Origin of the sequence: Rothia sp. HMSC061E04 (assembly GCF_001813685.1) — a bacterium.
In the GTDB taxonomy this organism is placed as follows: Bacteria; Actinomycetota; Actinomycetes; order Actinomycetales; family Micrococcaceae; genus Rothia; species Rothia mucilaginosa.
Genome location: NZ_KV813706.1, coordinates 147,190 through 171,164, shown reverse-complemented (window position 1 = coordinate 171,164; position 23,975 = coordinate 147,190). Strand labels below are relative to the sequence as shown.

Here is a 23,975-nt window from a genome sequence, read left to right as displayed (position 1 = left end):
TTCTAGTCGTGCTGTAGTGTTCTAGTGAGGGGCGTTTTTGCCCCGGGTTGGGCGTTGGCACGCGGGTTTGCGGGCGCGCTGTGCGCAGAGGCGAGGAGGTGAGAGGCGTGTCGAAGGTGCCTCATCTGCTGAAGGGTAGTGCGCTGCCTGATGGTGAGCAGCAGCGGCTGACGAAGTATGCTTCTGCGCACCCGAAGAGTGCCCTGCACCGCAAGGGCCAGCATCATGATGCGGCGGTGCTGCTGGTTCACGGTATCGGCTACCAGAATCACGGGGAGACGCTCGCGTATTTTGGCAAGCCGGTGGCGCATAGTGTGCAGACTCTGCTGGCTCTGAACACGGATTCTGTCGCCGCCTCCGAAGAGAACCCCGCCGCGGAGGCTTCTGCGCGAGTTCGTGTTGAGGTGATTCCTGACGGTGATACCTTCCCGTCTGCCGCTGAGGTGAACCCGCTGAGTCACCACAGCGAGTTGACGTATTCATTGACGATTGAGCGCACGGAGTACCCTGCCGGCCCCGCTGAACCGGTTGAGGAAAGCCCGCAGGTTGAAGAGAACTCCGCGCAGGAAGAACCCGCCGAAGCCTCCGAGCCCAAAGAATCTACAAGAATCAGTCCGCCGAAAGTTGAACTTCCGAAGGTAGAGCTGCCCAAGGTGGAACTGCCTAAAGTGGAGCTCCCTAAGATTGATTTGCCGAAAATTGATTTGCCGAAAATTGAGCTTCCCAAGGTAGAGCTCCCGAGCATCGACTTCCCGAATATTGAGCTGCCTAATCTTGAGCTTCCGCGCCTGCCTCAGCCGAAGCCGCGCCCGGTTCGCACGGTCACTCGCCGCAGCCTCCTTTTTCAGGAGGGCTTCTGGCGGCCCAGGCATTACCGCCCATTGAAGGAACATTTGCCCTGGTTGGCGTCGGTTTTGCCGCTGTTTTTGATGTTCTGCTTTTACTATGAGCGCCCCGGCGCGACCTGGCGTGAGCGTGCCGGGCACCTGCTGCGTTCTACGGCGCGGTTTGTGAACGTGGCGCTGTGGCTGGTGCTGGCGGCTATGGCGCTCATGACGTTCCGCGATGCTTTTGTGGCGTCCCTGGGCACTCCGCAGGGTGCATTTACGGGTCTGGCGGCGGCGCTCGGCCTGGGTATTGTGGGCTGGATTTTGGCTCGTCGTGCCCGTGAGCTGTGGGCGCTGGTGAAGGCTATTCCGACGCAGCTGATTCAGACGGCGACCAGCCCGGAGTCGCGCGATTTGGAGCGTATTTATGTGCGTCTGGATCGTCAGCTGGATGATTTGAGTTCCCGTAGCGATGCGGTGGGTATTATTGCCCATTCGCAGGGCGGCTATTTGAGCTATGAGCTTCTGCGTCGTCGTGCGGCGGCGGGCAAGAAGCCGATTCGTTTCTTCTACGGCCTGGGTAGTGGTGTGGTTCCGATTAGCATTATCGCTAGTGACCGCAACGACATTCCGGGGCACCTGGATGCTTCGGGCGGCTACCGTAACCGCGCCATGCTGCTGTGGGTGAGTGCGGTTGCGGCGTTCTCCTGGCTGGTGGAGGCGTCCCTGCTGTTTGGTCCGTACCGTTCGCTGCTGCACTATACGATGCTGGTGCTCCTGGCGTTGAGCGTGGTGCCGCTGGTTGCGAGTGTGCCGGGTGCCTTCAAGGGCAGGGCGCGTATTGGCCGAAAGGGTGCCCGGGAAAGCGCCTCCGCAACTACCTCGGTAAACACCCCGGAAGATGTCCGTCTGGTTAACCCGTACGGCACGCGCGCCTACGTGAAGTGACTGATTCCGCTGCTTTTCGTGCATGGCGTTTTCATGCTGTACGCGGTGTTCATGCTGCTGCTGGCTCAGCTACGTGTTGAGGGTGCGGTCCCTGAGCTAACGCCCGCTTCCGTGGCGTTTTGGGGCGCGCTGATTCTGGTGCTCATGATGTCGGGGCGTAGCGCCTGCCACCTGTATGTGCGCGCCTACGCGCCGATGCTGCAGGATCTTGATGTGGCTGACCGGTGCGAGATTTCTGCTCGTGGTGACAGTATTGGCAGGTCGAATATTACTCAGCCCGCCGATGTGGACGTTACTTTTGTGACCCTGCCGGGCCCGTCGGTGAATAGTCACATGCAGTATTTTGATGCGTGTTCGCCGGTGCCGTTGATGCTTGCGCACCGCCTTGTGCCGCACATGATGCCGGAGGGCGAGCAGGCGCAGAAGGCGGCGGCTTTCACCGATATTGGTTCGGAACTGAACCACGGTTTTGCGCGCGTGAAGAAGTGGATTCGCACCATGCATTATGGGCTGTATGCGGTGCTTCTGCTGATGCTGTCGGTGCTGCTGAATGTGGCGTCGCCGGTGAGCCTGTCCGTGTTGACGGGGCTTGATACGTCGCGCCTGCATTCGGAGGGATTCGACCGTCTGGTGGCGGATGCTCAGCAGCTACGTGAGCAGGCGGGTTCTTCGGATCTGCTGCTGTGGATTCTGGTCGGCATTTTTGTGGTGGAGGCGCTGCTAATGATGGTGCTTTCGCCGTGGACTCAGCGGCGTTTGCAGCGTGCGTTCATGATGCGCAAGGTGGACCGCACGGGTCAGCTGAGCGAGTTCAATCCTTTGCCGATGGCGACGGCTCTTCTGGGTCTTGACGGTGAGGATGAAGACGCTGAGGATGCAGAGGAACATAACCCCGCAGGGGAGAAAAAGCAGGAGAGTAAAGCAGAGCAGAGCGCTGTAGTTTAGGGTGCTCCTAAGGAAAGGTACTCACCGATGAGCTTTGCCAATATTGCCTATGATTACGAGCCGGAATTTGGCGATTCGGCACCGAGCCGCGACAACGGCATTACTCACCCGAACCCTGTGCTGCTGTCCTCGATGACGAAGGCTCAGCGTGGCGCGGTGTGCCGCTACCTGGCTCGTTTTGCTGAGCTGGATGACGCGAAGATTTTCTACGCGTATGGTCATGCGGATGAACTGGCTGCGAAGGAAGCAGCTCGTACCGGTAGCTTTGCTACGGTCTAAGGCTTCCTGCTCCGGTTTGCTTCCGTGGCGGTTCGCTACACACTTCCTCCGCGCCTACGCAGGGAACCCGCCCTCGCTTCGCTTCGGGCACCCTGAGGGCGCTTCCGGAAGGTGTAGCCTCGCCGCCCCTGTGTAGAACGCGTACCGCTTTGCGTCCACTACAGTCGTTGCGCATTCGATGGGAGCATACTTGTCTGTTGATGCAATTCAGAAGGTGCAAGATATCGATAAAGATAAACTTCATTTAATTACTTTTGGAAGTGGATTTGCTCCAGTAAGTCTATTGCGAGATATTGGCCAGGATGGTTGCCGTACGTCGGGATTTATTTTGGGAAATATTGTCGGCCTTCTTTCGTTGGTTGGAAGTGTATATTATTCTATGTATGCCGTACTCCACCTTATCAATAGAGACTTTTCTGCTGTAATGTCAGATGTTTTCTGGGGCGTACTATGCGGTCTAATTTTCTGTGTGACTTATCTGCACTCCAGGAAACAAATAGCTGAATCTCAGGCTGTAGATATAAAGGATAGAGTTACCTGGCAAAATCATTCTTTCACTGCTGATCTTGTTGGAAACTCAATATCATCTTTGAATCCTGAAAGTGATTCACATACAATTCCTGTTTACAAGATTGCTCATAAAATTAAATCGTATTTTAAGGAGGGGTCTCTGATGTGTAAGATAGTTTCTAGTAACATCCTCGAAATGGTTGGTATGCATCAGTCTGGTAATAGATATGTGGGTGATTTTAAGACCTTTAGAATTTTGTATGTCATTTTTGCGACTGCAGTTTATGTAATCATGATGCTGATCGATTTAAAGTTTGCAGATCGTTGGCTGGGGTATTTGGTGCTATTCACGCCATTTGTGGTGAGTTATATTTTCCTGCTCTATCCAGTTAATGATTCTGTCTTTAGTTATAGTCAATATCTGTATTGGGATAAGAAGTCTGGCATAAAACTTGATGCCCTAAGAATATATCTCTGGTCGTTGCTGTTTGGTGCACTTACGGGTATGGCGGGATTTATGTTCCTTTATTTGTTATCTACTTTGATTATTTAGTGTAAGACTAGACTAGATGTGTCATATATTTTAGATTTGAGTGAGGATGTTTTACTCAATGGGTGCGTTCTCGTTCGTTTTATTCTGAGCGGATAACCAATATTTCTCATCATGCACGAAACCTTCATCATAACTGTGGTTATGTTGATGTGCAATGCCTATAAGTGAATCCTAAGTCTGCATTATTTTTCGCTTCGACAGGGTGTAGGAGGGTTATGACCTGCTTGTCCGTGTAAGAGATAAACCCCGATGTAGATAGAGAATGCCGCCGCACCCTCCCGAGTTTCGGGGGAGTGCGGCGGCATTTCTTTGCCCAACGCAGGCCCTAGAGCCCGCGCACGACCTCCAGCAGCTTGAGTGCTGAGTCGCGCCAGGAGTAGCGGCGCACATCCGACAGGCCGTCAATGATGACGCGCTCGCGAACGGCGGTGTCCTCCAGGGAACGGATTGTCTTGATCCAGTCGGCGACGTTCGCCTCCGGGGCGCCGTCAACCGGCGCGAACACGGCGTGCGGCGCAATCTCACGGAAAATCGGGATGTCACTAATCACCGCGGGGCAACCGGCAGCCTGCGCCTCGACCACGGGCAGGCCGTAGCCCTCCTCGCGGGAGGCAGTCACCAGAGCGTGCGCCTGGCGGAGTAGCTGCTGGTACTCCTCGTCGCTCACGCCGTTGTGCACCTCCACGTTCTCACCGATGAGGCGTTCGTCGGTGAGCTGCACCAGGCGCTGCGGCGGCATCTTCGACAGCAGGTGCAGGCGGTAATCCGGCAGCGAACGCATCGCCAGCAGCAGGGTTTCTACGTTCTTGTACGGCATGAACGAACCCATGTACACCAGGTGCTTGACGGGCTGCTCTTCGCGGGTGATGGCGCGTTCCAGCGCGGTCTGGCGGGAGACGACGCTGCCGGGCTGCGGGGCGTTGGGCACCACGAACAGCGGCTTGGTGGTCAGCTCGTGCTCACGAATCAGCGAGGCGGTCGACTCAGAAACAGTCACGACCGCGTCGCCGTGATTGAGCAGGAAGCGCTGCGGAGTGTAGGTCTTGTGGAAGAGCCGCCAGCCCACGCGCACCGGTGCGGGCAGGAACCCGGGCGGGGTCGGGTGGGAGTAATAGATCAGGTCGTGCAGGGTGAGAATCAGCTTGAATTTGCGTCCGGTGGAGCCGATAGTCTGCATGGGGGAGAACACCACGTCCGGCGCGTACTTATTCAGCTGCAGCGAGGCGGTCGGTTCGAGCGGGCCGGTGGGCGAGCAGATCTTCACGTGCGGCAAATCCGGCAGCATGTCCAGCTGACGCTCGTCGCTAATGATCATGGTCAGGTCGAGGTCGGTGGCGGCTTCGTCACCGGTGTCGATGAGGGTTTTGAGCGCGCCCAGCAGGGACGCAGTGTAGCGGCTGATGCCGTCGTGGAAGCCGATACGGGTGTATCGGGCGTCAACCATGAGTTTCATGTTGGTTCCTTACTTCTCGTTCCCTGAGTGGTCGGCGGCGAAATCGGCGATGAGTTCCGCGGCGCGGCGAGGGGTTTCGTAGTGGATGAGGTGCCCGACTTCGGGGATCATGTCCAGGCGCTCGCGGGCACCGGACGAAGACGCGGGCAGGCTGCGGGAGGTCAGCGTCGCGTACATGGCGCGAGCTGTTTCGGGGGTGCCCAGGTCGTCGTCTTCGGCAACGAGCATTTGCACCGGTACTCGGATGGCGGCGGCGTATTCGGCGGCGGTGTGCGTAATGGACGCTTCGTAGGCGCTGAGCACTCCGCGGCGGGAGCCGAAGGAGCCGAAGTAGGCGGCGTGCTGGCCGTTGATGAAGCGGCGCATTGCTTTGTCTTTGGTGCGCATCATGACTTCGCTGGAGGCGCGGGTAATCAGTTGCGAGCGCAGCAGCGGGTAGCCGATTTTTTCGGGGAGTGCCGCGCCGGCGCGGTAGTAGAGGGAGGCGAGGCGGGAGGCGACGCGCTGGCTGCCTTCGAGGGCGGGCTCGCTAATCGGGTTGATGAGCGAGAGGAGCGCGAGCGAGTTCGGGTGTGCGGCGGCGAAGGCGCTGGTGACGATGGAGCCGAAGGAGTGGCCGACCAGGTGCAGCGGTAGGGGCTGTGTATCCTCGCGGGTGGGGTTAATGTGTTCCACGAAGTCGTTCAGCCACGCCACGTACGCGTTGATGTTGTCTCCGCCCTGACTGTTTTCGGGCAGGTCTGCGGAGCGGCCAAAGCCGGGCAGGTCGGGGCTGATGATGCTGACGTTCGGGATGAGCTTCAGCAGATAGTTCGCGATGATTTCCAGGCCGTGGTGGTCGCCGCGGAAGCCGTGCACGAGCAGCACGGGGTAGGAGCCTTCGGGGAAGGTTCCGTCGTTCATGCCTTTGCCGTACTGCCAGTAGCGGGTAATGACTGCCTGCGCGCCGTCACCAATGAGGGCGTCGTGGCGGGTACCGGGAATGAGCGGGCCGGGCACACCCTCAAGAATCGAGGTGTTGGGGGAGTCCGGGGTAACGGTGGAGGTCATGGGTACCTTTCGCGGGTTGGGTACTGGGACGGCAAAGTCCCGTTCTTAATTCTAGGGGAGAAGCCTTAAAGGGCTCTGAAACCCGCCTGGCGCATCGGTGGTTGGCCGGGTGGTCGGGTGGGTGGTGCCGTCCATTTGGTAGTCGAGGTGGCCTCAACTCTGGCGCGGTGCGGGTTTCGCGTTACACTTGGAGGGTTAAGTTTTTATCAACCTGTCTTTATTTAAGGAATCGCTGTGTCTGCTCAGGTAGAGACCGAACGCAACGAAAATGCGTACGACTTCCGCGCTATGGAAGCCAAGTGGCGCCCCTACTGGGACGAAACGAAGGTTTTCCAGCCCACCGGTGACGCCCCCAAGGGCCGCAAGTATGTGCTGGATATGTTCCCGTACCCCTCCGGTGACCTTCACATGGGTCACGCGGAGGCATTCGCTATTGGTGACATGAACGCCCGCTACTTCAAGCAGTGCGGCTACGATGTTCTACACCCGATTGGCTGGGACTCCTTCGGCCTGCCCGCTGAGAACGCAGCCATTAAGAACGACACTCACCCCAAGGAGTGGACGTACAAGAATATTGAGACTCAGGCTGAGTCCTTTAAGCGTTACGCTATTGCCGCTGACTGGAGCCGCCGCCTGCACACTTCGGACCCCGAGTACTACAAGTGGACTCAGTGGCTGTTCGAGCAGTTCTACAAGAAGGGCCTGGCGTACCGTAAGGACTCCATGGTCAACTGGTGCCCCAAGGACCAGACCGTGCTCGCGAACGAGCAGGTTGTCAACGGTGCGTGTGAGCGTTGCGGTACTACCGTGACTAAGAAGTCCCTGAACCAGTGGTACTTCAAGATCACTGATTACGCACAGCAGCTGCTGGATGACATGGAGCAGCTGGAGGGCAAGTGGCCCGACCGTGTTCTGCTCATGCAGCGCAACTGGATTGGCCGTTCCGAGGGCGCTGAGGTGCGTTTCGAGATTGAGGCGACCGAGGACCAGGCTGCAGAGTCCTTCACCGTGTTCACCACCCGCCCGGACACCCTGTACGGCGCAACCTTCATCGTGGTTGCTGCGGATGCGGCGTTCGCCGAGCAGATTGTGGCACCCGAGCACAAGGCTGCCCTGGAGCAGTACCGCGAAGACATTAAGGCACTGAGCGATATTGACCGCCAGTCCTCCGACCGCGAGAAGACCGGCGTGTTCACCGGCCGCTACGCGATTAACCCGCTGACCGGCGCGAAGCTGCCCGTCTGGGCTTCTGACTACGTGCTCGCCGATTACGGTACCGGCGCGATTATGGCTGTGCCCGCGCACGACCAGCGTGACCTTGAGTTCGCCCTGAAGTTCGACCTGCCCATCGTGAAGGTCCTGGACGTTGAGGGTGCTGAGGACCCGGCTACCAGCGGTGTTGCCGCAGCTGGTGACGGCGTGCTCATCAATTCCGGTGAGCTGACCGGCCTGCCGAAGGCTGAGGCGCTCGCTAAGGCTATTGAGCTGGTTGAGGCTGCCGGCACCGGTGAGGGCAAGGTCATTTACCGTCTGCGTGACTGGCTGCTGTCCCGCCAGCGTTTCTGGGGTACCCCCATCCCCGTGATTCACTGTGAGGATTGTGGCGAGGTTCTGGTTCCTGAGGATCAGCTGCCGGTGCTGCTGCCCGATAACCTGCGCGGTGAGCAGCTGGCTCCTAAGGGTCAGTCGCCTCTTGCTGCTGCCGATGACTGGGCAATCGTGCCTTGCCCCGAGTGTGGCAAGCAGGCTCGCCGTGACTCGGACACCATGGACACCTTCGTGGATTCCTCCTGGTACTTCCTGCGTTACGTTTCCCCGAACTTCGATGAGGGCCCCTTCGACCCGCAGGCTATGAGTGAGTGGGGTGCCGTCGACATGTACGTTGGTGGTGTGGAGCACGCTATTCTGCACCTGCTGTACGCACGCTTCTTCACCAAGGTTGTTCGCGACCTGGGTCTGATCAAGCACGATGAGCCGTTCAAGGCGCTCATGAACCAGGGTCAGGTGCTCAACGGCGGTAAGGCGATGTCCAAGTCGCTGGGTAACGGTGTGAACCTGGGTGAGCAGCTCGACAAGTTCGGTGTGGATGCTATCCGCACCACCATGATTTTCGCGTCCCCGCCCGAGGATGACGTGGACTGGGCGGATGTTTCCCCGTCCGGTTCGCAGAAATTCCTGGCTCGCGCATGGCGTGTGGCTCAGGACGTCACCAGCGAACCCGGCGTTGACGCAACCACCGGTGACCTGGAGTTGCAGAAGCTGATTGCTCGCACCGTGCACGAGGTTCAGGGCCTGCTGGAGAACGGCAAGTTCAACGTGGTTGTTGCGAAGACCATGGAGCTTGTGAACGCTACCCGTAAGGCTATTGACTCCGGTGCTGGTGCGGCTGACCCGGCTGTCCGTAAGGCTGCTGAGACTGTCGCTATTCTGCTGTCTCTGTACGCACCCTACACCGCTGAGGACATGTGGCACGCTCTCGGCCACGACACCCCGGTTCTGACCGCGGGCTTCCCCGAGGTTGACCCGGCTCTGCTGGTGGATGACACCGTCACCGCTATCGTGCAGATTAAGGGTAAGGTCAAGGCTCGCCTGGAGGTTGCGAAGGATATTTCCGAGCAGGAGCTTCAGGAGCTGGCTCTGGCGGACGCCGCTATTCAGCGTTCGATTGGTGACGCCGAGATCCGCAAGGTGATTGTGCGTGCGCCTAAGCTCGTGAACATCGTGATCTAAGCTTCTTAGATAAAAGTACAAGCCCCGCTGTGGCTTCGGTTCGTCCAACGGAACGAACCCGGAGGCGCGGCGGGGCTTTGCTGTACTGCGCTAGTGATGAGTGCCATAATGTTCAGGGAACGCTAGGAGAGGGTTCGTCATCGAATCACGCACTGACGAACTGGAAGAAGGGCCGGAATATGGAGCGAGAGAACAAAGCAGAGAACCGCATTGCCGTGGTAACCGATAGCGCCGCCGCCCTCGACCCGGAGCTCGTGCAGCACCTGAGCGCTCGCGGCAATTTCGTGATGGTTCCGATGCCGGTGACTATTCGCACGCCCGGTGAGCCGGATCGTCAGCTGCAGGACTTGACCGCTGCCGAGGTGGACGAGGCGATTATGCTCGCGCACGTGATGGGTCAGACGGTGAGCACTTCCGGACCCGCGCCGGGCGTGTTTGCTGATGTGTATGACGAGTTGGCGTCGCGAGGTTTTACGCATGTGGTGTCGGTGCATCTGTCCGGCGAGCTCTCGGGCACGGTGGAGGCGGCAGGCACCGGTGCCCGCCTGAGCCGCCTGGGTTCTAAGGGTGTGAGCGTGGTGGATAGCCGCACGGTTGCCGGTGCCTACGGTCATGCGGTGGTGCGTGCCCTGGAGATGCTGAACTCTGCTTCCTCTGATTTTGTTCCGAGCCCTGACTACCCGAGCTCGGAACAATTGAGCCCCGCGCAGCTGGTGGACTACATTCAGTCCGTCTGCGAGCAGTCCACGCTCTACTTTTATATCCCAACCCTTGATGCTCTGCGTCGTGGCGGTCGTGTTTCCCCGGCGTTGGCGATGGTGGGGCAGATGTTCCAGATTAAGCCGATTGGCACGATTACCGAGGGCAAACTGGCGTATGTAGAGCGTCCCCGCACTGCCGCGCGCGCCCTGGAGCGCCTGGTGGAGGTGACCGTGCAGACCTGCCGTGAGCATCAGCATGCGGCGGCGCTCAGCTCGGCTTCAGTGGGCTCTACTGCTACCGACTCCACTAGTTCTTCACTTGCCGCATCCCCGCGCGGTGAGGTGGTTGCGGTGCATCATGTGGGTAATGCGGCGCAGGCGGTACAGCTGTACGAGCAGGTTCAGCAGATGCTGGGGGATAGCTCCCTCGTTCATGATGCTGCCGATTCTTCGGCGCCGGAGTTTTTGGTGAGCGCGCTACCGCCGGTGCTGTCGGCTCATTCCGGTTTGGGTGCTGTGGCGCTGGTCGTTTATTAGGATCGTGTACTAGCCGCCTATCCGGTGTGCCCACGCTGACCCCGTGTTGCGTGTCTGCGGGGTGCCTTCGTGCGGTGTTCTTGTGGGGTGTTTTCGTATGATGCGCGTGGGCGACACGAAATGCGACACGAAATATGCTCAATTTTGTACATTGGGAGCGTATTTAGCCCTTTATAAGGCTGTGGTGTGTCTTACTTTGAGGGCGTCTGCTTTCGGGTGAGAATTTGCACCGTGTGCGAGCGTATCGGGTGTCATTGAAACCCATTCGCAGGTGAAAGGGTATTTTTTACCCTCAGATTTTGCCTTGATATGACGCGGTTTTTAGTAAATGTGTGTTTCGCGTGCGTTTATGTTGCCATGACCGTATCGCAACATTTTCTAAGGGTGAACACAACGCAAAACAACAGAAAACAACGGGTTTTTACCGGTTTTCATGGTGTAACTCACAAAAATTTATTGATAGAACACACCAAAACACACACAAACTAGGGTAGGATTGTTACCAACAACGGCGGAACGAACCGGGCAACATAGAGCACGGACGAATCCGACTAAACCAGAGCCCACAAGGCATCGGATTTGTACACCGCCACCAACGCACTGACAAGGAGATACTCCAGTGACTGTACGCGTAGCAATCAACGGCTTCGGCCGCATCGGCCGCACCTTCTTCCGCGCAGCTCAGACCGAGGGCGTCGGCTTCGAGATCGTCGCAATCAACGACCTCACCGATGTTGAGACCCTGGCACACCTGCTCAAGTACGACTCCATCATGGGTCGCTTCAACGCAGAGGTCGAGGTCAAGGAAGGCGCGCTGGTTGTTGACGGCAAGGAAATCAAGATCCTCGCTGAGCGTGACCCCCAGAACCTCCCCTGGAAGGACCTGGGCGTTGACGTAGTCCTCGAGTCCACCGGTTTCTTCACCGACGGTACCAAGGCAAAGGCACACATCGAGGCTGGCGCTAAGAAGGTTATCCTCTCCGCTCCCGGTAAGAACATCGACGGCACCTTCGTCATGGGCGTGAACGACGACCAGTACGATGCAGCTAACCACCACATCGTCTCCAACGCATCCTGCACCACCAACTGCCTCGCTCCGATGGCTAAGGTCCTGAACGACGCATTCGGCATCAAGCAGGGTCTGATGACCACCATCCACGCATACACCGCTGACCAGCGTCTGCAGGATGCTCCCCACCGCGACCTGCGCCGTGCACGCGCAGCAGCTGTGAACATGGTCCCCACCTCCACCGGTGCAGCAGCAGCTGTTGGCCTGGTTCTGCCCGAGCTGAAGGGTAAGCTGGACGGCTTCGCAGTCCGCGTTCCCACCATCACCGGCTCCATCACCGACCTGACCTTCACCGCTTCCCGTGAGGTCACTGTTGAGGAAGTCAACGCAGCAGTCAAGGCAGCAGCTGAGGGCCCCATGAAGGGCATCATCAAGTACAACGAGGACCCCATCGTTTCCAAGGACATCGAGGGTGAGTCCATCTCCACCGTCTTCGACGCACCGCTGACCAAGGTCATCGGCGACCAGGTGAAGGTTATCGCTTGGTACGACAACGAGTACGGCTACGTTTCGCGCCTCGTGATGTTCACCAACAAGGTTGTGGCATCCCTCTAAGCCTAATAGGCTTACGACGCTCACCGAGTGTAGGCGTCAGCCCGCGTAACTAACGCATAGTGAACCCCGGCACCACCGCATCAAGCGGGGGAGCCGGGGTTTGCTGTACCAAGACTCTTTGTAAGGGTCCTAATAAAAACCCCAAAAACGTATAAACATACTGATTTTCGCTGCTCTTTTGAGTCGCAAATACCGTAAGGAAATAGGTTGTATAGAGCGTGAATATCCGCGATATTCTGCAGAGAAACACCATCTAAAAACTTATTCCCTAGGCTGTCAAACACCCTAGTATTCGGTATGATGGAAACGGTATATAAACCCACCTATCCAGGAGGAATTCCTATGGCTAAGGCACTGTCCGAACTGCTCGAAGAAGGCGTCGCAGGCCGCCACGTTCTCGTCCGTTCCGACCTGAACGTACCCCTGAAGGACGGCGTTGTCACCGACGATGGCCGCGTCCGCGCATCACTGCCCGTCATTGAGAAGCTCGCCAAGGCTGGCGCACGCGTTATCGTGACCGCACACCTGGGCCGCCCCAAGGGTCAGGTTGACCCCCAGTACTCCATCGCACCGGCAGCAGCTCGCCTGGCTGAGCTGGCATCCGTGCCCGTGAAGGTTGCAACCGACCTGGTAGGCGAGGACGCAAAGGCTAAGGCGGCAGCCCTGGCTGACGGCGAAGTTCTGGTCGTTGAGAACGTCCGCTACGACACACGCGAAACCTCCAAGGATGACGCAGAGCGCGGCGAATTCGCTGACGAGCTGGTCGCACTGACCGGCGAGAACGGCGCATACGTGAACGACGCATTCGGTGCAGTTCACCGCAAGCACGCTTCCGTCTACGACGTTGCTAAGCGCCTGCCCGCATACCTGGGTGACCTGGTGAAGAAGGAAGTTGACGTTCTGGCTAAGACCCTGAACGACCCCGAGCGTCCCTTCGTTGTGGTTATGGGTGGCGCTAAGGTTTCCGATAAGCTCGCCGTGATTGACAACCTGATCGGCAAGGCTGACACCATCCTCATTGGTGGCGGCATGGGCTACACCTTCGCATACGCACAGGGCTACGAGGTCGGCAACTCCCTGCTGGAGAAGGACCAGGTTGAGAACGTTCTGCGTTACATGAAGGAAGCTCCCGAGAAGGGCACCGAGATCATCACCGCAGTTGACGTTGTTTGGGCTGACGCATTCTCCGCTGACGCTAATACCGAGGTCCGCCCCGTTGAGGACCTGACCGGCGGTAAGCTCGGTGCAGAGGCTGAAGGCCTGGACATTGGCCCCAAGACCCGCGAAATCTTCGCTGAGAAGATTAAGGCTGCAAAGACCATCTTCTGGAACGGCCCCGTTGGCGTGTTCGAGATTGCTCCCTTCGCTGAGGGTACCCGCGCGGTGGCACAGGCTATCGTCGACTCTGACGCATTCTCCATCATTGGTGGTGGCGACTCCGCTTCTGCAGTCCGTAACCTGGGCTTCAAGGATGAGCAGTTCGGCCACATCTCCACCGGTGGTGGCGCTTCCCTCGAGTACATTGAGGGTAAGACCCTGCCCGGCCTGGAGGCACTGGGCGCCTAATCTGGGTGCACAGATTTAGTACACGGTTTTAGTGTAGGGAACCCCCGTCGGGGCGGTATTTCGGTACCGTTCCGGCGGGGGTTTCTGCACGCCCGCTCATGCCCGGCTTACCCTTTGCGGGCGGGTTGTAATGCTGTTTCCTGACTATATGCTGTGGATTCCCTAGATGTGCGGCTTGTACCCGACAGGCTTAGAGGCGGCTTTACTAGAGTGGAAATATAGAGGGGCCCTGACCGGCAATCTCAAGATGGTCGCGGGGGGGGGGCAGTGCAGTGGGAGCGCACGCACCTCCACAGGCAAACCAATACAGGCAAGCAAATACAGACAAGCGAATACAGGCGGGCGAAGACGCCCAGGTGCTGAACCCAGCCGCCCGAGCAGCCCAGAACCACCTCGGCAGCTCGTGAAAACGGCAACTAGTGAACATCAAATCCAGGGAGGGAAAGAATGACCGTAGACGCTCAAATGCTCTTTGACGAAAAAGACTACACCGGGACATACCCGTACGTTGCCGATGGCGTGATCGGGCCCTACACGCCCGCAAACCGGGACCACCCCGCCTACTCGGCACTCACCCCGGGGGTGAGGTACATGTCGAGTGCTTACAAGGTGTAAAACCTGCACCCCTACCTGGGCTACTACTACGCCTGCCAAAACTACATGATTCTCGCCTCCGAACCGGCAGTTCTGAGGATGGACAATATCAGTGAAGAAATGTTCTTCCCCACCATTCAGGGCCTCTACGAAGAAGGTAAAGGCTGGGTCATTACCCCTAACCCCCCAGATTCTGACCATGAACCTGCTGGAAGGGCAGCCGCGCCTCATCGACGAGACGCTAAAAATTGTGGAATGGAACGTGCGGTTCGATATTCTTCCCGAAGTTCAGGTGTACCGCAAAGACAGAAACCAGGTGTACCCCATCACCGATTTTGATACGCGCGGCCTGATCCGAGACGGTGCAATACACGGGACTCTACGCACACAATTCACAAATGAGTGGAGGCCCGTCCAATTCATCCCAGAAAATAGTTTGAGCTAGGGGAGGGGAGAACAACATGACGAATAACTTTGGTGGACCCGGATATAACGAGCAACGAGCGCTCATGAGGTCTATGATTTCTCGCGCCAAGTTTATACGAGCTGGCGTGTTTGCCGGTGCCGCCCTCGTCGCGATAGCTTTTGGCTGGGGTACTCAACTGCTCAATGAGACGGGCTTGGAGTCCCAGGCCGATAAGAAGCGTGACCAGGAATTTGTGCGTCTGGAACCCACGGAGAAGTACGATGAGCTCCACAGCTTGGGGCATTCCTCCGGGCCGCTGGTTTATACGGCATTCGAACGTAAGGGGCGCTTCATTCCTGCTACCGAGGCGCAGGCGGCACAAAACGTGCCGTACCCTATTCAGCAGCCCGGAATGGATAACTACGACCGCGCCGGCTTGTACGCGTTCTTGGCGTACTTCTTTGCGTCGATGAATTACTTCTACCACACGGGTGATACAGACCCTCTTTCTAAGGTTACGGACCCCGAAAAGGTGCTGCACCCCGAAATTCTTCGCCTGTACAGGGAGAAGCGCGGGTGGATTATTTCGGCTGACAAGAATGTGCTGAGCGCCAATGTCGCTGATGATCTTGTCGCGGGTGAAAAGGCTAAAAATACGAGCCGGAAAATCCTGGTGAGCACCCTGTACACGACTAAGGCTAAGGACCTTGCGTTTTACGTTAAAGAGACGGGTGAGAAGCAGGATATCCGCAAATATTTGAGGTATCTGGGGCGTTTCTCGCTGGCTGTGAAGCATCTGCGCGGGCAGTGGGTGATTGTGGTTGACCGCGACGGTTACAGCAACCGCAACATCTACGAGCCGATTTACCCGCAAGGATTTGGGCAGCTGTAGCTTTCTCTAAAACCGAGGAAGTGCATCCGCAGGGGAAACCACTATGAGGCTTCCCCCGCAGCCATTTAAATGGCAACAGAACCCGCAAAATGGCAAGGGTTGAAAGAAACCGATGAACGTAGGGTGAGAATGCTCATCAGAGAGCATAAAAAGCGCCAAAAACCGTGAAAATATGCCCTCAAACCTCTAAAATAGAAAAGGAAAATTCCGAACAACAACCCCGTACGGCATACCGCGCGGGAAAGCTAAGGAGCGAACTATGTCGCGTAAGCCCCTCATCGCAGGCAACTGGAAGATGAACCTCAACCACGCAGAGGCAGTCACCCTCGTCCAGAAGCTCGCATGGACCCTCGACGACGCAAACTTCAACTTCTCCGCAACCGAAGTAGCCGTCTTCCCGCCCTTCACCGACATCCGCTCCGTGCAGACCCTCGTCGAAGGCGACAAGCTGGACATCCTCTACGGCGGCCAGGACCTCTCCGTCCACGACTCCGGCGCATACACCGGCGAAATCTCCGGCGCGTTCCTCTCCAAGCTCGGCGCAACCTTCGTGCTCGTCGGCCACTCCGAGCGCCGCACCTACCACCACGAAAGCGACGAGCTGTGCGCAGCAAAGGTCCAGGCAGCATACAGGCACGGCCTGACCCCCGTCCTCTGCGTCGGTGAGCCCCTCGAAATCCGCGAAGCAGGCACCCACGTCGAGTACACCCTCGAACAGCTGCGCGGCTCCATCGCAGGTCTGACCGCAGAGCAGGCAGAAACCCTCGTCATCGCATACGAGCCCGTCTGGGCAATCGGCACCGGCAAGGTCGCAACCGCAGACGACGCACAGGAAATGTCCGCAGCAATCCGCGCAGAAATCGCTAAGCTCTACTCCGCAGACGTTGCAGAAAAGGTCCGCGTTCTCTACGGCGGCTCCGTCAAGTCTTCCTCCGCACCCTCCATCATGGGCAAGGAAGACGTGGACGGCGTGCTCGTCGGCGGCGCATCCCTGCAGGCTGACGAATTCGCAGCAATCGCACGCTTCGACGCATAAAACCCCGACGCACCATAGCGTCTCATAGCGTTACAGCGCCCGGCGGGTACCCACCCGACCGGGCGCTGAACCATTTTAACCGCCACCGAGCTAGTGGCGGGGACAATGGATGGGCGTAAGAGGCTGGTGCATGACTCAGGCGTAAGAGTCGGGTGTAAGAGCCGGGCGCGTTCGCCCCTAACCGCAAAACCCACCCAGAATACGCCGACCCCGCAGTTCGCCCCGTACACTTAACGGCATGTTCAGCTTTGGTTTTTCCCTGGTCATCGCAGCCCTCGTCGGCATAATCCTCTACAGCTACCTGCGCAACCGCAAAGTGAGTGCCCCGCGCCTACCCGGCAATGACGGCGGCAACATCGGCTACGCAGGCGGCGCAGAATACCAGGAACCCTCGCCCGAATACCAGTACTTCGAGAGCCGCCGAGAAGCATTCCTCGACCAGCTCTACAGCCGCACCTCCTCACCGGAAATCCCCGTCACCCTCACCCTGCGCGACTGGGTAGACCAGGGCTTCTACGCTGAAGGAGGCGCCTACTGGGCAGCCGCGCAGCAGTTCACCTACTACCTCATCGACGGCGGATACGTGCGCGCCTACGACACCGAAGGCGACGAACTCACCGCCCAGCGTGTGCTCACCGACCGCCCCGCAGCACTGCAGCTGACCCCCAGCGAATACCAGCGCCGCAGCAACCGCGCCGCGTAAAAAGCCGCCTCAACGTGACCGAATGGCGGCTGTAGCGTATAGTTAAACCCGTCTGTCTGCGCCCCGCAGCCCAGGCACCCCACCAGAAGACAACGAAGGAAGGTCCCCATGGACGTCATCATGAACGTACTCATGGTCATCATCGCCATCACCAGCGTGATCGCAGTAATGCTTGTGCTGCTTAACCGCGGTCAGGGCGGCGGCCTCTCCGACATGTTCGGCGGCGGTATGACCAACTCCCTGAACTCCTCCGGTATGGCGTCCAAGAACCTGATCCGCCTGACCGTCACCGTGATTGTTATCTGGGTTATCGCAGTGGTACTGTACGGCCTGGCAATGCGCTTCAACGGCCAGATTGTCGTCTAGCCAGCCTCTAACCAGAGCCCACGCCCACCCCACCGAGGGTGAGGCAATAGAGCTTCTCCCCGGCACTTCTCAACCGAGAATGCCGGGGATTTTTTATGCACCAAACGGCAATGACGAAAGCGGTAGCGAGGCGCTAATCTTTACGGCATGATAGGACGTATACACCACATACGAAAGGCAAAGAAGCCATGAGCGCCTACACCCTCGACTACACGTACACCGCCCCGTCAGCCCTCATCGACGGCGCCGACTCCTGCGCGCTCAGCCTCGCTACCAGCGGCGGCAGCACCCCCGAAGGCGCCGCATCCCACCCGTACTTCTTCTCCGGGTTTCTCGAACGAGCAGACGTCTACGCCACCGCACTACTGGTCGTCGCCAGGGTCGCCCGCACCCGCTTCTACGTGCCGCCCAGCTCCCTCGCTGGAGCCCTACGCGCCGCAGACCCCGTCGTCACCAGCACTGCCGAAGGCCTACGCTTCGAATCCTTCAGCGCCTGCTTGCGGAGTGTACGCGCGCCTCGACGTTGACTCCAGCGCGCTCGACGCCAGCCACAGCGCCGTAGGCGTCACCAACGTAGACGTCAACCCGCCCCTGCGCGCCGCGCTCGCCAACTACGTTGCTGACCGCGTCCTCGAAGCCTACGAGGTGCTACCCCTGGAACTGCGCGGTGCCGCTGAAGCTTGCCTACCCGAAGACCGCCTACCCCAGCCGGAAGAGGCGGAGGCGGCGGGCGCCTCCGTAGAGGTGCCGTCGGTGCTGTTGCCCGGCGTTGAGCCCGGGAACCCGTCGCATCCATCGCGAATCTGGATGAGTTCTGCACCCTCATCACGGAGGAATCGAACACAAACTCCGGTCGAATTACCGGGGACGAATCTCCCCGCACTAGGGGAGAGAACCTGGCACGTCTTTACCACTTTGCCGCGACCGACAAGCTGGCGCCGGCGGATCAGCGGCAGCTTCGTACCCTGTGCAAGATCGCCAGCGAATATTACTACAACAACGTTGCGTACATGCCTGTTCTCCGCGCAGTATTGAAAGCTAACGCCGAGGCCGCCGGGTACAAGTCCTGGGAGCTACCCGAGCTGACGCCGCTCCTGCAGTATTCCAATCGTAGTGAGATGGTTGCACGAGCTCGCCCGGGTAACGCGCTCCTGAGCAAGGAAGAGATGATACGTCTGACTATTCAGAATAAACACCATCTCTGGAATGCTGACTACAAGCCGTTGAAGGGTTACCGTGACCTCCACGAGATCTTCCGCGAGCAGATGCGTGCCGTCGCTGCCGGGGGAGAATACCGTACGGAAGGACGCACGGTGCGTCTGCTTACGGAACCTCTGCCGTCCCGCCCTATCACCCCGGAGGAATGGACGTACCGCATGGTCTCCAGCCTGGACATCCCCTGGAGTGGCTACAACCGCGGTCTCGTTTTTGATCGAATTGAGGAATACCGGCAAGCCAGCCAGGAAGGTCGTCTTCGCGAGGCAGGTCTCGAAAACTTTGACGCCGAGGAGTTCGTGGAGTACCAGCCCATGTGGCAGGCCAAGGGCGACATCGCGGATACCGTGGATGAGGCACTCGAGGCGCTGAGCCGTGCAACCGCTGGCATGAGCTCCGAGGAGGCCATCGCCTACGAAGCTCTTAACACCGCGTTCATTCCCTTCGTATATTTGCTGAATCTCGACAGGGTCGACAGCTGGCTGGGTGATTTCCTCCCGGCACTCACCGAATGGGCGTCCTGGCTGCTTCAGAACAACCCGGACCTGCTCTCGGCATACTTCCTGTTCGCGGGGAGGACCGCACTCGACTATAAAAATGCGACCCCCGTATTGCCGCTTCTGCGCGCGCTGAGGGAGTCTACCGTGCAGGTGGGCGCTCCGACCTGCACCCTGCTCGGCTATGTGGCGAGCGCGAAGAATCCTGAGTACCGTCTGGCGGCGGCAGAGGCCATTGCGGCGCTCTTTGAGGCGGGCCTGCTGGATGCATCCACCTTCGCAGAGACCCTAAAGTGGGCGTTGGAGGACGGGATGGTTCTTCCGAACCGCCTGGTGGCGACCCTGCGTGAGGTGTCGGCTATTAGTCCGCTGGCGGGTTGGCGTGTGCTGCAGGTTCTGCGTCTGCTACTGCCGATGGTTGGTGGGCTGACGAAGGGCGGCGACTATGTGCGCCTGGCGGTGGAGCTTGCCGAACTGTACGGTGTGGCTGTTGAGATCCCTGCCGAGCTGGAACCGAAGATGAAGGGGTCTACGGTGCTGGCGAAAGCACTGCGCGCCCTAGCCGCCGTGCCTGCCCGTAAGACGGAGGAGGCGCTTGCCGCCCGCGAGGCTGCGCTCGCGCTACTGGGGGAGTCCTAACCCGAAAAACCTATCTGCCGGTGAGGCTACTTGCCCCTTAGCTAGAGCCTCACCGGCGGGTGGAAAACCCCGAGCATGCTTCGGTGACGAAACGGCTTGACCACCGTCGCGGGGCGGGAGTACTCTATAAGTAATGGCGGATTATGAAGAGTCCTACTTTCTGAAATATCTTTTCCTATATTTATCGGATTCTTCGCTTCCCGCCATTTTTCTTTTAACCCCGTTCCCACGCGGCTAACAGATGGGCGGCTAGCAGATAAACAATCGACCAATCAATAAGCAACGGATAAGCGCCGCCCAGGCTCCGTGACATGTAACGGTCGGTTACCCCGCGAATACGTGCCCCGCAGGTCACCGATGACCAAATCCCGCGACAACCCGCGCCCACGCCGCTACGATAAGAACATAGACACACCACCGACGGTGACAGCCGGGTGAGACCAACGGAAAGGACGACCCGTGACCACTCCCTACGATGCATCCCCCTACCTGCAGGAATCACCCTACTTCAACGAATCCGCCTACCTTCACGGCGAAGCGCCCGAGGGCCTCAGCCCCCTCGTGCGCCTCATCCTGATGCGCCGCTACGGCGTGTACGTCTTCACCGACCTGTACGGCCCCTACTACCGCTCGAACTACTCGAGCATTAACGACCTGCACCACTCCGGCGCATTCGACACCGACCTGGGGCGAGTATCCGTCCTGAGCAATTGCGGTCTGACCCTCAGCCCTGAGTCCCTCGCCCAGGCGCTGAACGCCAGCGCCAACGAATTTGCCTTGTTCGCAACCATCTGGTCCTACGAATACGGGTACCGTCCCGGCCGCGTGTTCCGCCGCGACTTTGATCTGCGCGCCCTGACGCTCACCGACGAGCAACGCTACACCGAGCAGATCATGCACTACCTCTCCAACCCGTACTACAACCCGGATGGCACCGAGCGAATCCTTGGCGGCCTGCCCGAGAACTACGTGCCCTACGAGTGGCAGCAGCCGATGAGCCGCTCCAACTTCACCAGCATGGAACGCAACCGCCGACCCCTGCAGATGGTCAGCGGCGTGCAGAACGCCCTGATCATGGCGGGTGCCCTCTACCAGCAGCTACTCGGTCAGCAGCAGGCGTACAACCAGACTGACCAGCGCGACCTTGTGGCGTTGCGCCGTTTCCTCGCCCAGCATGACGCGCTGCCGGCTGCCCGACCGGAGAACACCAGCCGCGAAAACCGCGTGTTCATCGCCGCCTGCCTGCACCCCGAAGACGCTGAGCACCTACGCACCATGAAGGAGGCGCTCGCCCTCGCCGCAGCCTACTCGCGTCTGCGTTCCAACGGCACGGTGGGGGACCTGAGCCTGAGCATCGCGCCGCGCCTGAAGCTGCGCCGTAACGAACGCACCCGCATCGCGCACCTGCTCAACCGGGTACTGGAAGCTGACCCGGTTGGTGCCCGCTACGACAGCGCACTCGCCGCCGAAATGTACAAGCGCCTCGTCAAGGCGGTTCACCCCGGCGACTACCCGTCGCTGATTGCGCTGAGCCGCTGGGCTGACGACCTGTACCGCGGCGAGGTGTACAGCTTCGAGTCGCTGGTAGACCGCGCCTACGCAACCCGGGATGCGCAGAACGTGGCACGTCTGCTCTCCACGCGCCCGGGCGTGTTCGCGCGCCAGCTGGTGCGCGCCCTGGATGCTTTCGAAGCGCCCCGCTACGGCATTGATACCGCGCCGAGCCCCGGCCAGCAGATCATCTTTGACGCGTTTGCCGCCGTGGCGCCGCGCGTTTCCGCGCCCATCCTGGTGCAGATCCGCAACCTGGTGACCCTGCAGCGTAACGCGCTCGCGAACCCGCCGAAGGAGCGCCCCGCCAACCCGGTGGCGGTGCAGGAGGACCGAGAGATGGCTGACTATGCGCGCCGCAACCCGGAGGGTGTCGCGAGAGTTCAGAACCTCATGCAGAACGCGGGTATCCCGAACCCGCTGGGCTCGTTCTTTGACCGTAACGCCGGCCTGTCTAACCCGCACACCTCTGTTCCCGAGAGCCCGCGAAGCACTCAGCGTGCCGCGGCCTCCGCTCAGAAGGCTCAGCCTGCCGCCCCGCAGCGCATGAACCTGTCCAAGACCGGTATCGCCACCATGATTCCGGCGCGCGAGTACAGCCCGGCGGTGCTGGACCTGCTGGAGCGCCTGGTCGAGATTGGCCTGTCCGGCCGTCTTGCCGAGACCAGTATCTACCTGTCCGAGCAGGTGGGCGATACGATCATGCCGCTGAACACCCGCAGCGCCCGCCCCTCCCTGGACGGTATGGGCCGCTACAACACCTCAACGGTGCACCTGCCGCCCACCGGCGTGATCCGCCTCTTCTGTTTCTGGGACGAGGGCGTGGACATTGACCTGTCGCTGATGATGTTCGATGCCGAAGGCAACTACATGGACAAGATTAGCTACTGGTCGCAGACCGTGAAGAACAGCCAGGGCGCCATTTACGCGCACCACTCGGGCGACATTACGGACGGTACCGGCGGCGCCTGGGAGTACATAGACATTGAGGCTCGCAAGGCGCTCAAGGCGGAGGTGTGCTACCTTGTGCCGGTGGTGCAGCTGTACTCCGGTTTCGGGGAGGCACACACCCTGGCCGCGGTGAACGACCTGCAGGCGGGCTTCATGGTGGTTCCTGCCGTGGGCGTGGGTGAGGTGCACGAGGTGAGCCAGGTGCACACCAAGTTCACCCTGCGTGCTGAGAGCCGCGGCGTGCTGCCGTTCATCGTGGACCTGCAGAACCGCGACCCGTACGACATCCCCGATGAGACCGACGCCATCGTGAAGGTGACGGATATTGGTCTTGCCCACGGCATTAACGTGTTGCAGTCCGGCGCGAATATCACCGCCGTGCGTGAGCACTTCGACTGGGCACAGCCCATGACGGTGCGCGAGTACCTGCAGTTGACCGGCGCGAAGCTCACCCCGACCGCTGAGGAGGCGCAGCAGGTGCTGGAGGCGACGGTTCCGTCGCTGGCGGCACTGTACGTGGGCTTTGAGAGCGAAGCGGAGGAGGCCCAGCCGCAGGCACAGCAGCCGAAGAATTAGAAACCGCAGAATCCTGCCGCTGCTGAAAAGTAAGCGGGCGTAGCAAAAGAGTGGAGCCCCGGATAGTCGAAACTATCCGGGGCTCCACTCTTTTGTTATGTCATAACATTTTGGAATCTTCGTTGGATGATGAAGATGTACTGGCTTACTTAGGCGACTGCTTCGAGTTGTTGGCTCACGTACTGGTTCAGGCTCTGGTGAGAAAGCGCTGCCTGCTGAACCAGACGACGATGCAATTGCGGTGAAACACGCAAGTTGAATCGTCCTGAGAAGGAACGCAGAGAGAACGGTTCGGGTGCCTCGCGGCCATCTTCTTCAAGAATCTCAAGGGTGTCGGCGACGACTTCTCGAATACCCGCGAATGCTTCGGTCGAGGTCGGTGCCAAGTATGAGAGGCTGGGAAATTCTGCGACGGTTCCGACAAATTCCTGGTCGTCTTCAGACCACTCGACGCGGTAGGTGTAGAGCTCTTGGCGGGGGAGAGTACTAGTCATCGTTATTCTCCAGTTTTCGAATGGCAGTTAGAACCTGCTTGACTTGGTATTCCTTTGCTTTACCGGAGTTTCCCTGTTGAATGTTGACAATAGGGTCACCATGCCAGGGGGTGCTGTAGTAGTGGTGAGATCCGCGGATACGCGGCGCTCCAAAGAAATGGGTGCATACCTTTTGAAGTTGAGTGAAAGTAACGTTTTGAGGGCTGGAGGCCATCTTCGCAACTAAATCTTCAATACTCGGCATACTTCATAGTACCACTTTTGGTACCATATCGGGGTGGTTTAAAACCATAGAGAAAGCCCCGGATAGTCGAAACTATCCGGGGCTCCAC

Annotated in this window: 20 protein-coding genes; 16 read left to right on the top strand and 4 right to left on the bottom strand. The window is 59.0% G+C overall.

The window, feature by feature from the left end; translation table 11 throughout:
• The first annotated feature begins 107 nt into the window (after positions 1 to 107).
• The 4 genes from HMPREF2927_RS09325 to HMPREF2927_RS09070 all read left to right on the top strand — a co-directional run bounded on the left by HMPREF2927_RS09325 (position 108) and on the right by HMPREF2927_RS09070 (position 4,062).
• Complete coding sequence (locus HMPREF2927_RS09325; RefSeq protein ID WP_246827388.1) at positions 108 to 1,775, top strand: hypothetical protein; 1,668 nt, start codon at positions 108 to 110, stop codon at positions 1,773 to 1,775.
• 33 nt (positions 1,776 to 1,808) lie between these two features.
• The gene (locus tag HMPREF2927_RS09320) at positions 1,809 to 2,720 is read left to right on the top strand and encodes a hypothetical protein (RefSeq protein ID WP_246827387.1); all 912 of its coding nucleotides are present in this window, start codon (positions 1,809 to 1,811) and stop codon (positions 2,718 to 2,720) included.
• Between the two features lie 27 nt (positions 2,721 to 2,747).
• Entirely contained in the window at positions 2,748 to 2,999 is a 252-nt protein-coding gene (locus HMPREF2927_RS07590) for a DNA mismatch repair protein (RefSeq protein ID WP_070686884.1), read from the top strand.
• A gap of 190 nt (positions 3,000 to 3,189) precedes the next feature.
• Positions 3,190 to 4,062, top strand: a complete 873-nt coding sequence (locus tag HMPREF2927_RS09070) for a hypothetical protein (protein WP_141754889.1) — start codon at positions 3,190 to 3,192, stop codon at positions 4,060 to 4,062.
• 325 nt (positions 4,063 to 4,387) lie between these two features.
• Here HMPREF2927_RS09070 and HMPREF2927_RS07580 read toward each other — a convergent pair whose 3' ends face one another.
• Both HMPREF2927_RS07580 and HMPREF2927_RS07575 read right to left on the bottom strand, forming a co-directional pair.
• Positions 4,388 to 5,515 (bottom strand): glycosyltransferase family 4 protein, encoded by a 1,128-nt coding sequence (locus HMPREF2927_RS07580; protein ID WP_070686879.1) that lies wholly within the window; start codon positions 5,513 to 5,515, stop codon positions 4,388 to 4,390.
• 9 nt (positions 5,516 to 5,524) lie between these two features.
• On the bottom strand, positions 5,525 to 6,565 hold the full coding sequence (locus HMPREF2927_RS07575; RefSeq protein ID WP_070686877.1) for an alpha/beta fold hydrolase: 1,041 nt from the start codon (positions 6,563 to 6,565) through the stop codon (positions 5,525 to 5,527).
• Positions 6,566 to 6,793: 228 nt separating this feature from the next.
• On the opposite strand from HMPREF2927_RS07575, the gene leuS reads away from it, so the two are divergent.
• The 12 genes from leuS to HMPREF2927_RS07515 all read left to right on the top strand — a co-directional run bounded on the left by leuS (position 6,794) and on the right by HMPREF2927_RS07515 (position 23,149).
• Positions 6,794 to 9,295 carry a leucine--tRNA ligase gene (gene leuS, locus HMPREF2927_RS07570; RefSeq protein WP_371441164.1) on the top strand — a complete coding sequence of 834 codons (2,502 nt, stop codon included), beginning with the start codon at positions 6,794 to 6,796 and terminating at the stop codon, positions 9,293 to 9,295.
• Between the two features lie 179 nt (positions 9,296 to 9,474).
• Positions 9,475 to 10,533 carry a DegV family protein gene (locus HMPREF2927_RS07565; protein ID WP_070686873.1) on the top strand — a complete coding sequence of 353 codons (1,059 nt, stop codon included), beginning with the start codon at positions 9,475 to 9,477 and terminating at the stop codon, positions 10,531 to 10,533.
• 619 nt (positions 10,534 to 11,152) lie between these two features.
• Complete coding sequence (gap, locus tag HMPREF2927_RS07560; protein WP_070686871.1) at positions 11,153 to 12,157, top strand: type I glyceraldehyde-3-phosphate dehydrogenase; 1,005 nt, start codon at positions 11,153 to 11,155, stop codon at positions 12,155 to 12,157.
• Between the two features lie 342 nt (positions 12,158 to 12,499).
• Positions 12,500 to 13,723: a phosphoglycerate kinase gene (gene pgk, locus HMPREF2927_RS07555; protein ID WP_070686868.1), complete on the top strand. Its 1,224-nt coding sequence runs from the start codon at positions 12,500 to 12,502 to the stop codon at positions 13,721 to 13,723.
• Positions 13,724 to 14,516: 793 nt separating this feature from the next.
• Positions 14,517 to 14,762, top strand: coding sequence for a hypothetical protein (locus tag HMPREF2927_RS09315; RefSeq protein WP_246827386.1), 246 nt, complete (start codon positions 14,517 to 14,519; stop codon positions 14,760 to 14,762).
• Between the two features lie 16 nt (positions 14,763 to 14,778).
• Complete coding sequence (locus HMPREF2927_RS07545; RefSeq protein WP_070686866.1) at positions 14,779 to 15,615, top strand: DUF6318 family protein; 837 nt, start codon at positions 14,779 to 14,781, stop codon at positions 15,613 to 15,615.
• Between the two features lie 259 nt (positions 15,616 to 15,874).
• Complete coding sequence (gene tpiA / locus HMPREF2927_RS07540) at positions 15,875 to 16,651, top strand: triose-phosphate isomerase (protein ID WP_070686864.1); 777 nt, start codon at positions 15,875 to 15,877, stop codon at positions 16,649 to 16,651.
• 238 nt (positions 16,652 to 16,889) lie between these two features.
• The gene (locus tag HMPREF2927_RS07535) at positions 16,890 to 17,354 is read left to right on the top strand and encodes a hypothetical protein (RefSeq protein ID WP_070686862.1); all 465 of its coding nucleotides are present in this window, start codon (positions 16,890 to 16,892) and stop codon (positions 17,352 to 17,354) included.
• Between the two features lie 108 nt (positions 17,355 to 17,462).
• Positions 17,463 to 17,720: a preprotein translocase subunit SecG gene (gene secG, locus HMPREF2927_RS07530; protein WP_005506130.1), complete on the top strand. Its 258-nt coding sequence runs from the start codon at positions 17,463 to 17,465 to the stop codon at positions 17,718 to 17,720.
• Positions 17,721 to 17,908: 188 nt separating this feature from the next.
• The gene (locus HMPREF2927_RS09115; protein WP_168165229.1) at positions 17,909 to 18,247 is read left to right on the top strand and encodes a hypothetical protein; all 339 of its coding nucleotides are present in this window, start codon (positions 17,909 to 17,911) and stop codon (positions 18,245 to 18,247) included.
• A 483-nt stretch (positions 18,248 to 18,730) separates the two neighbouring features.
• On the top strand, positions 18,731 to 20,071 hold the full coding sequence (locus HMPREF2927_RS07520) for a hypothetical protein (RefSeq protein ID WP_246827385.1): 1,341 nt from the start codon (positions 18,731 to 18,733) through the stop codon (positions 20,069 to 20,071).
• 459 nt (positions 20,072 to 20,530) lie between these two features.
• Entirely contained in the window at positions 20,531 to 23,149 is a 2,619-nt protein-coding gene (locus tag HMPREF2927_RS07515) for a hypothetical protein (protein ID WP_070686860.1), read from the top strand.
• A gap of 149 nt (positions 23,150 to 23,298) precedes the next feature.
• Here the strand turns inward: HMPREF2927_RS07515 and HMPREF2927_RS07510 are convergent, their stop codons facing one another.
• The gene (locus HMPREF2927_RS07510) at positions 23,299 to 23,643 is read right to left on the bottom strand and encodes a type II toxin-antitoxin system HicB family antitoxin (RefSeq protein ID WP_070604265.1); all 345 of its coding nucleotides are present in this window, start codon (positions 23,641 to 23,643) and stop codon (positions 23,299 to 23,301) included.
• Positions 23,636 to 23,887 carry a toxin HicA gene (locus tag HMPREF2927_RS07505; RefSeq protein WP_070686858.1) on the bottom strand — a complete coding sequence of 84 codons (252 nt, stop codon included), beginning with the start codon at positions 23,885 to 23,887 and terminating at the stop codon, positions 23,636 to 23,638. The genes HMPREF2927_RS07510 and HMPREF2927_RS07505 overlap by 8 nt, the downstream gene beginning before the upstream one ends.
• Between the last annotated feature and the right edge of the window lie 88 nt (positions 23,888 to 23,975).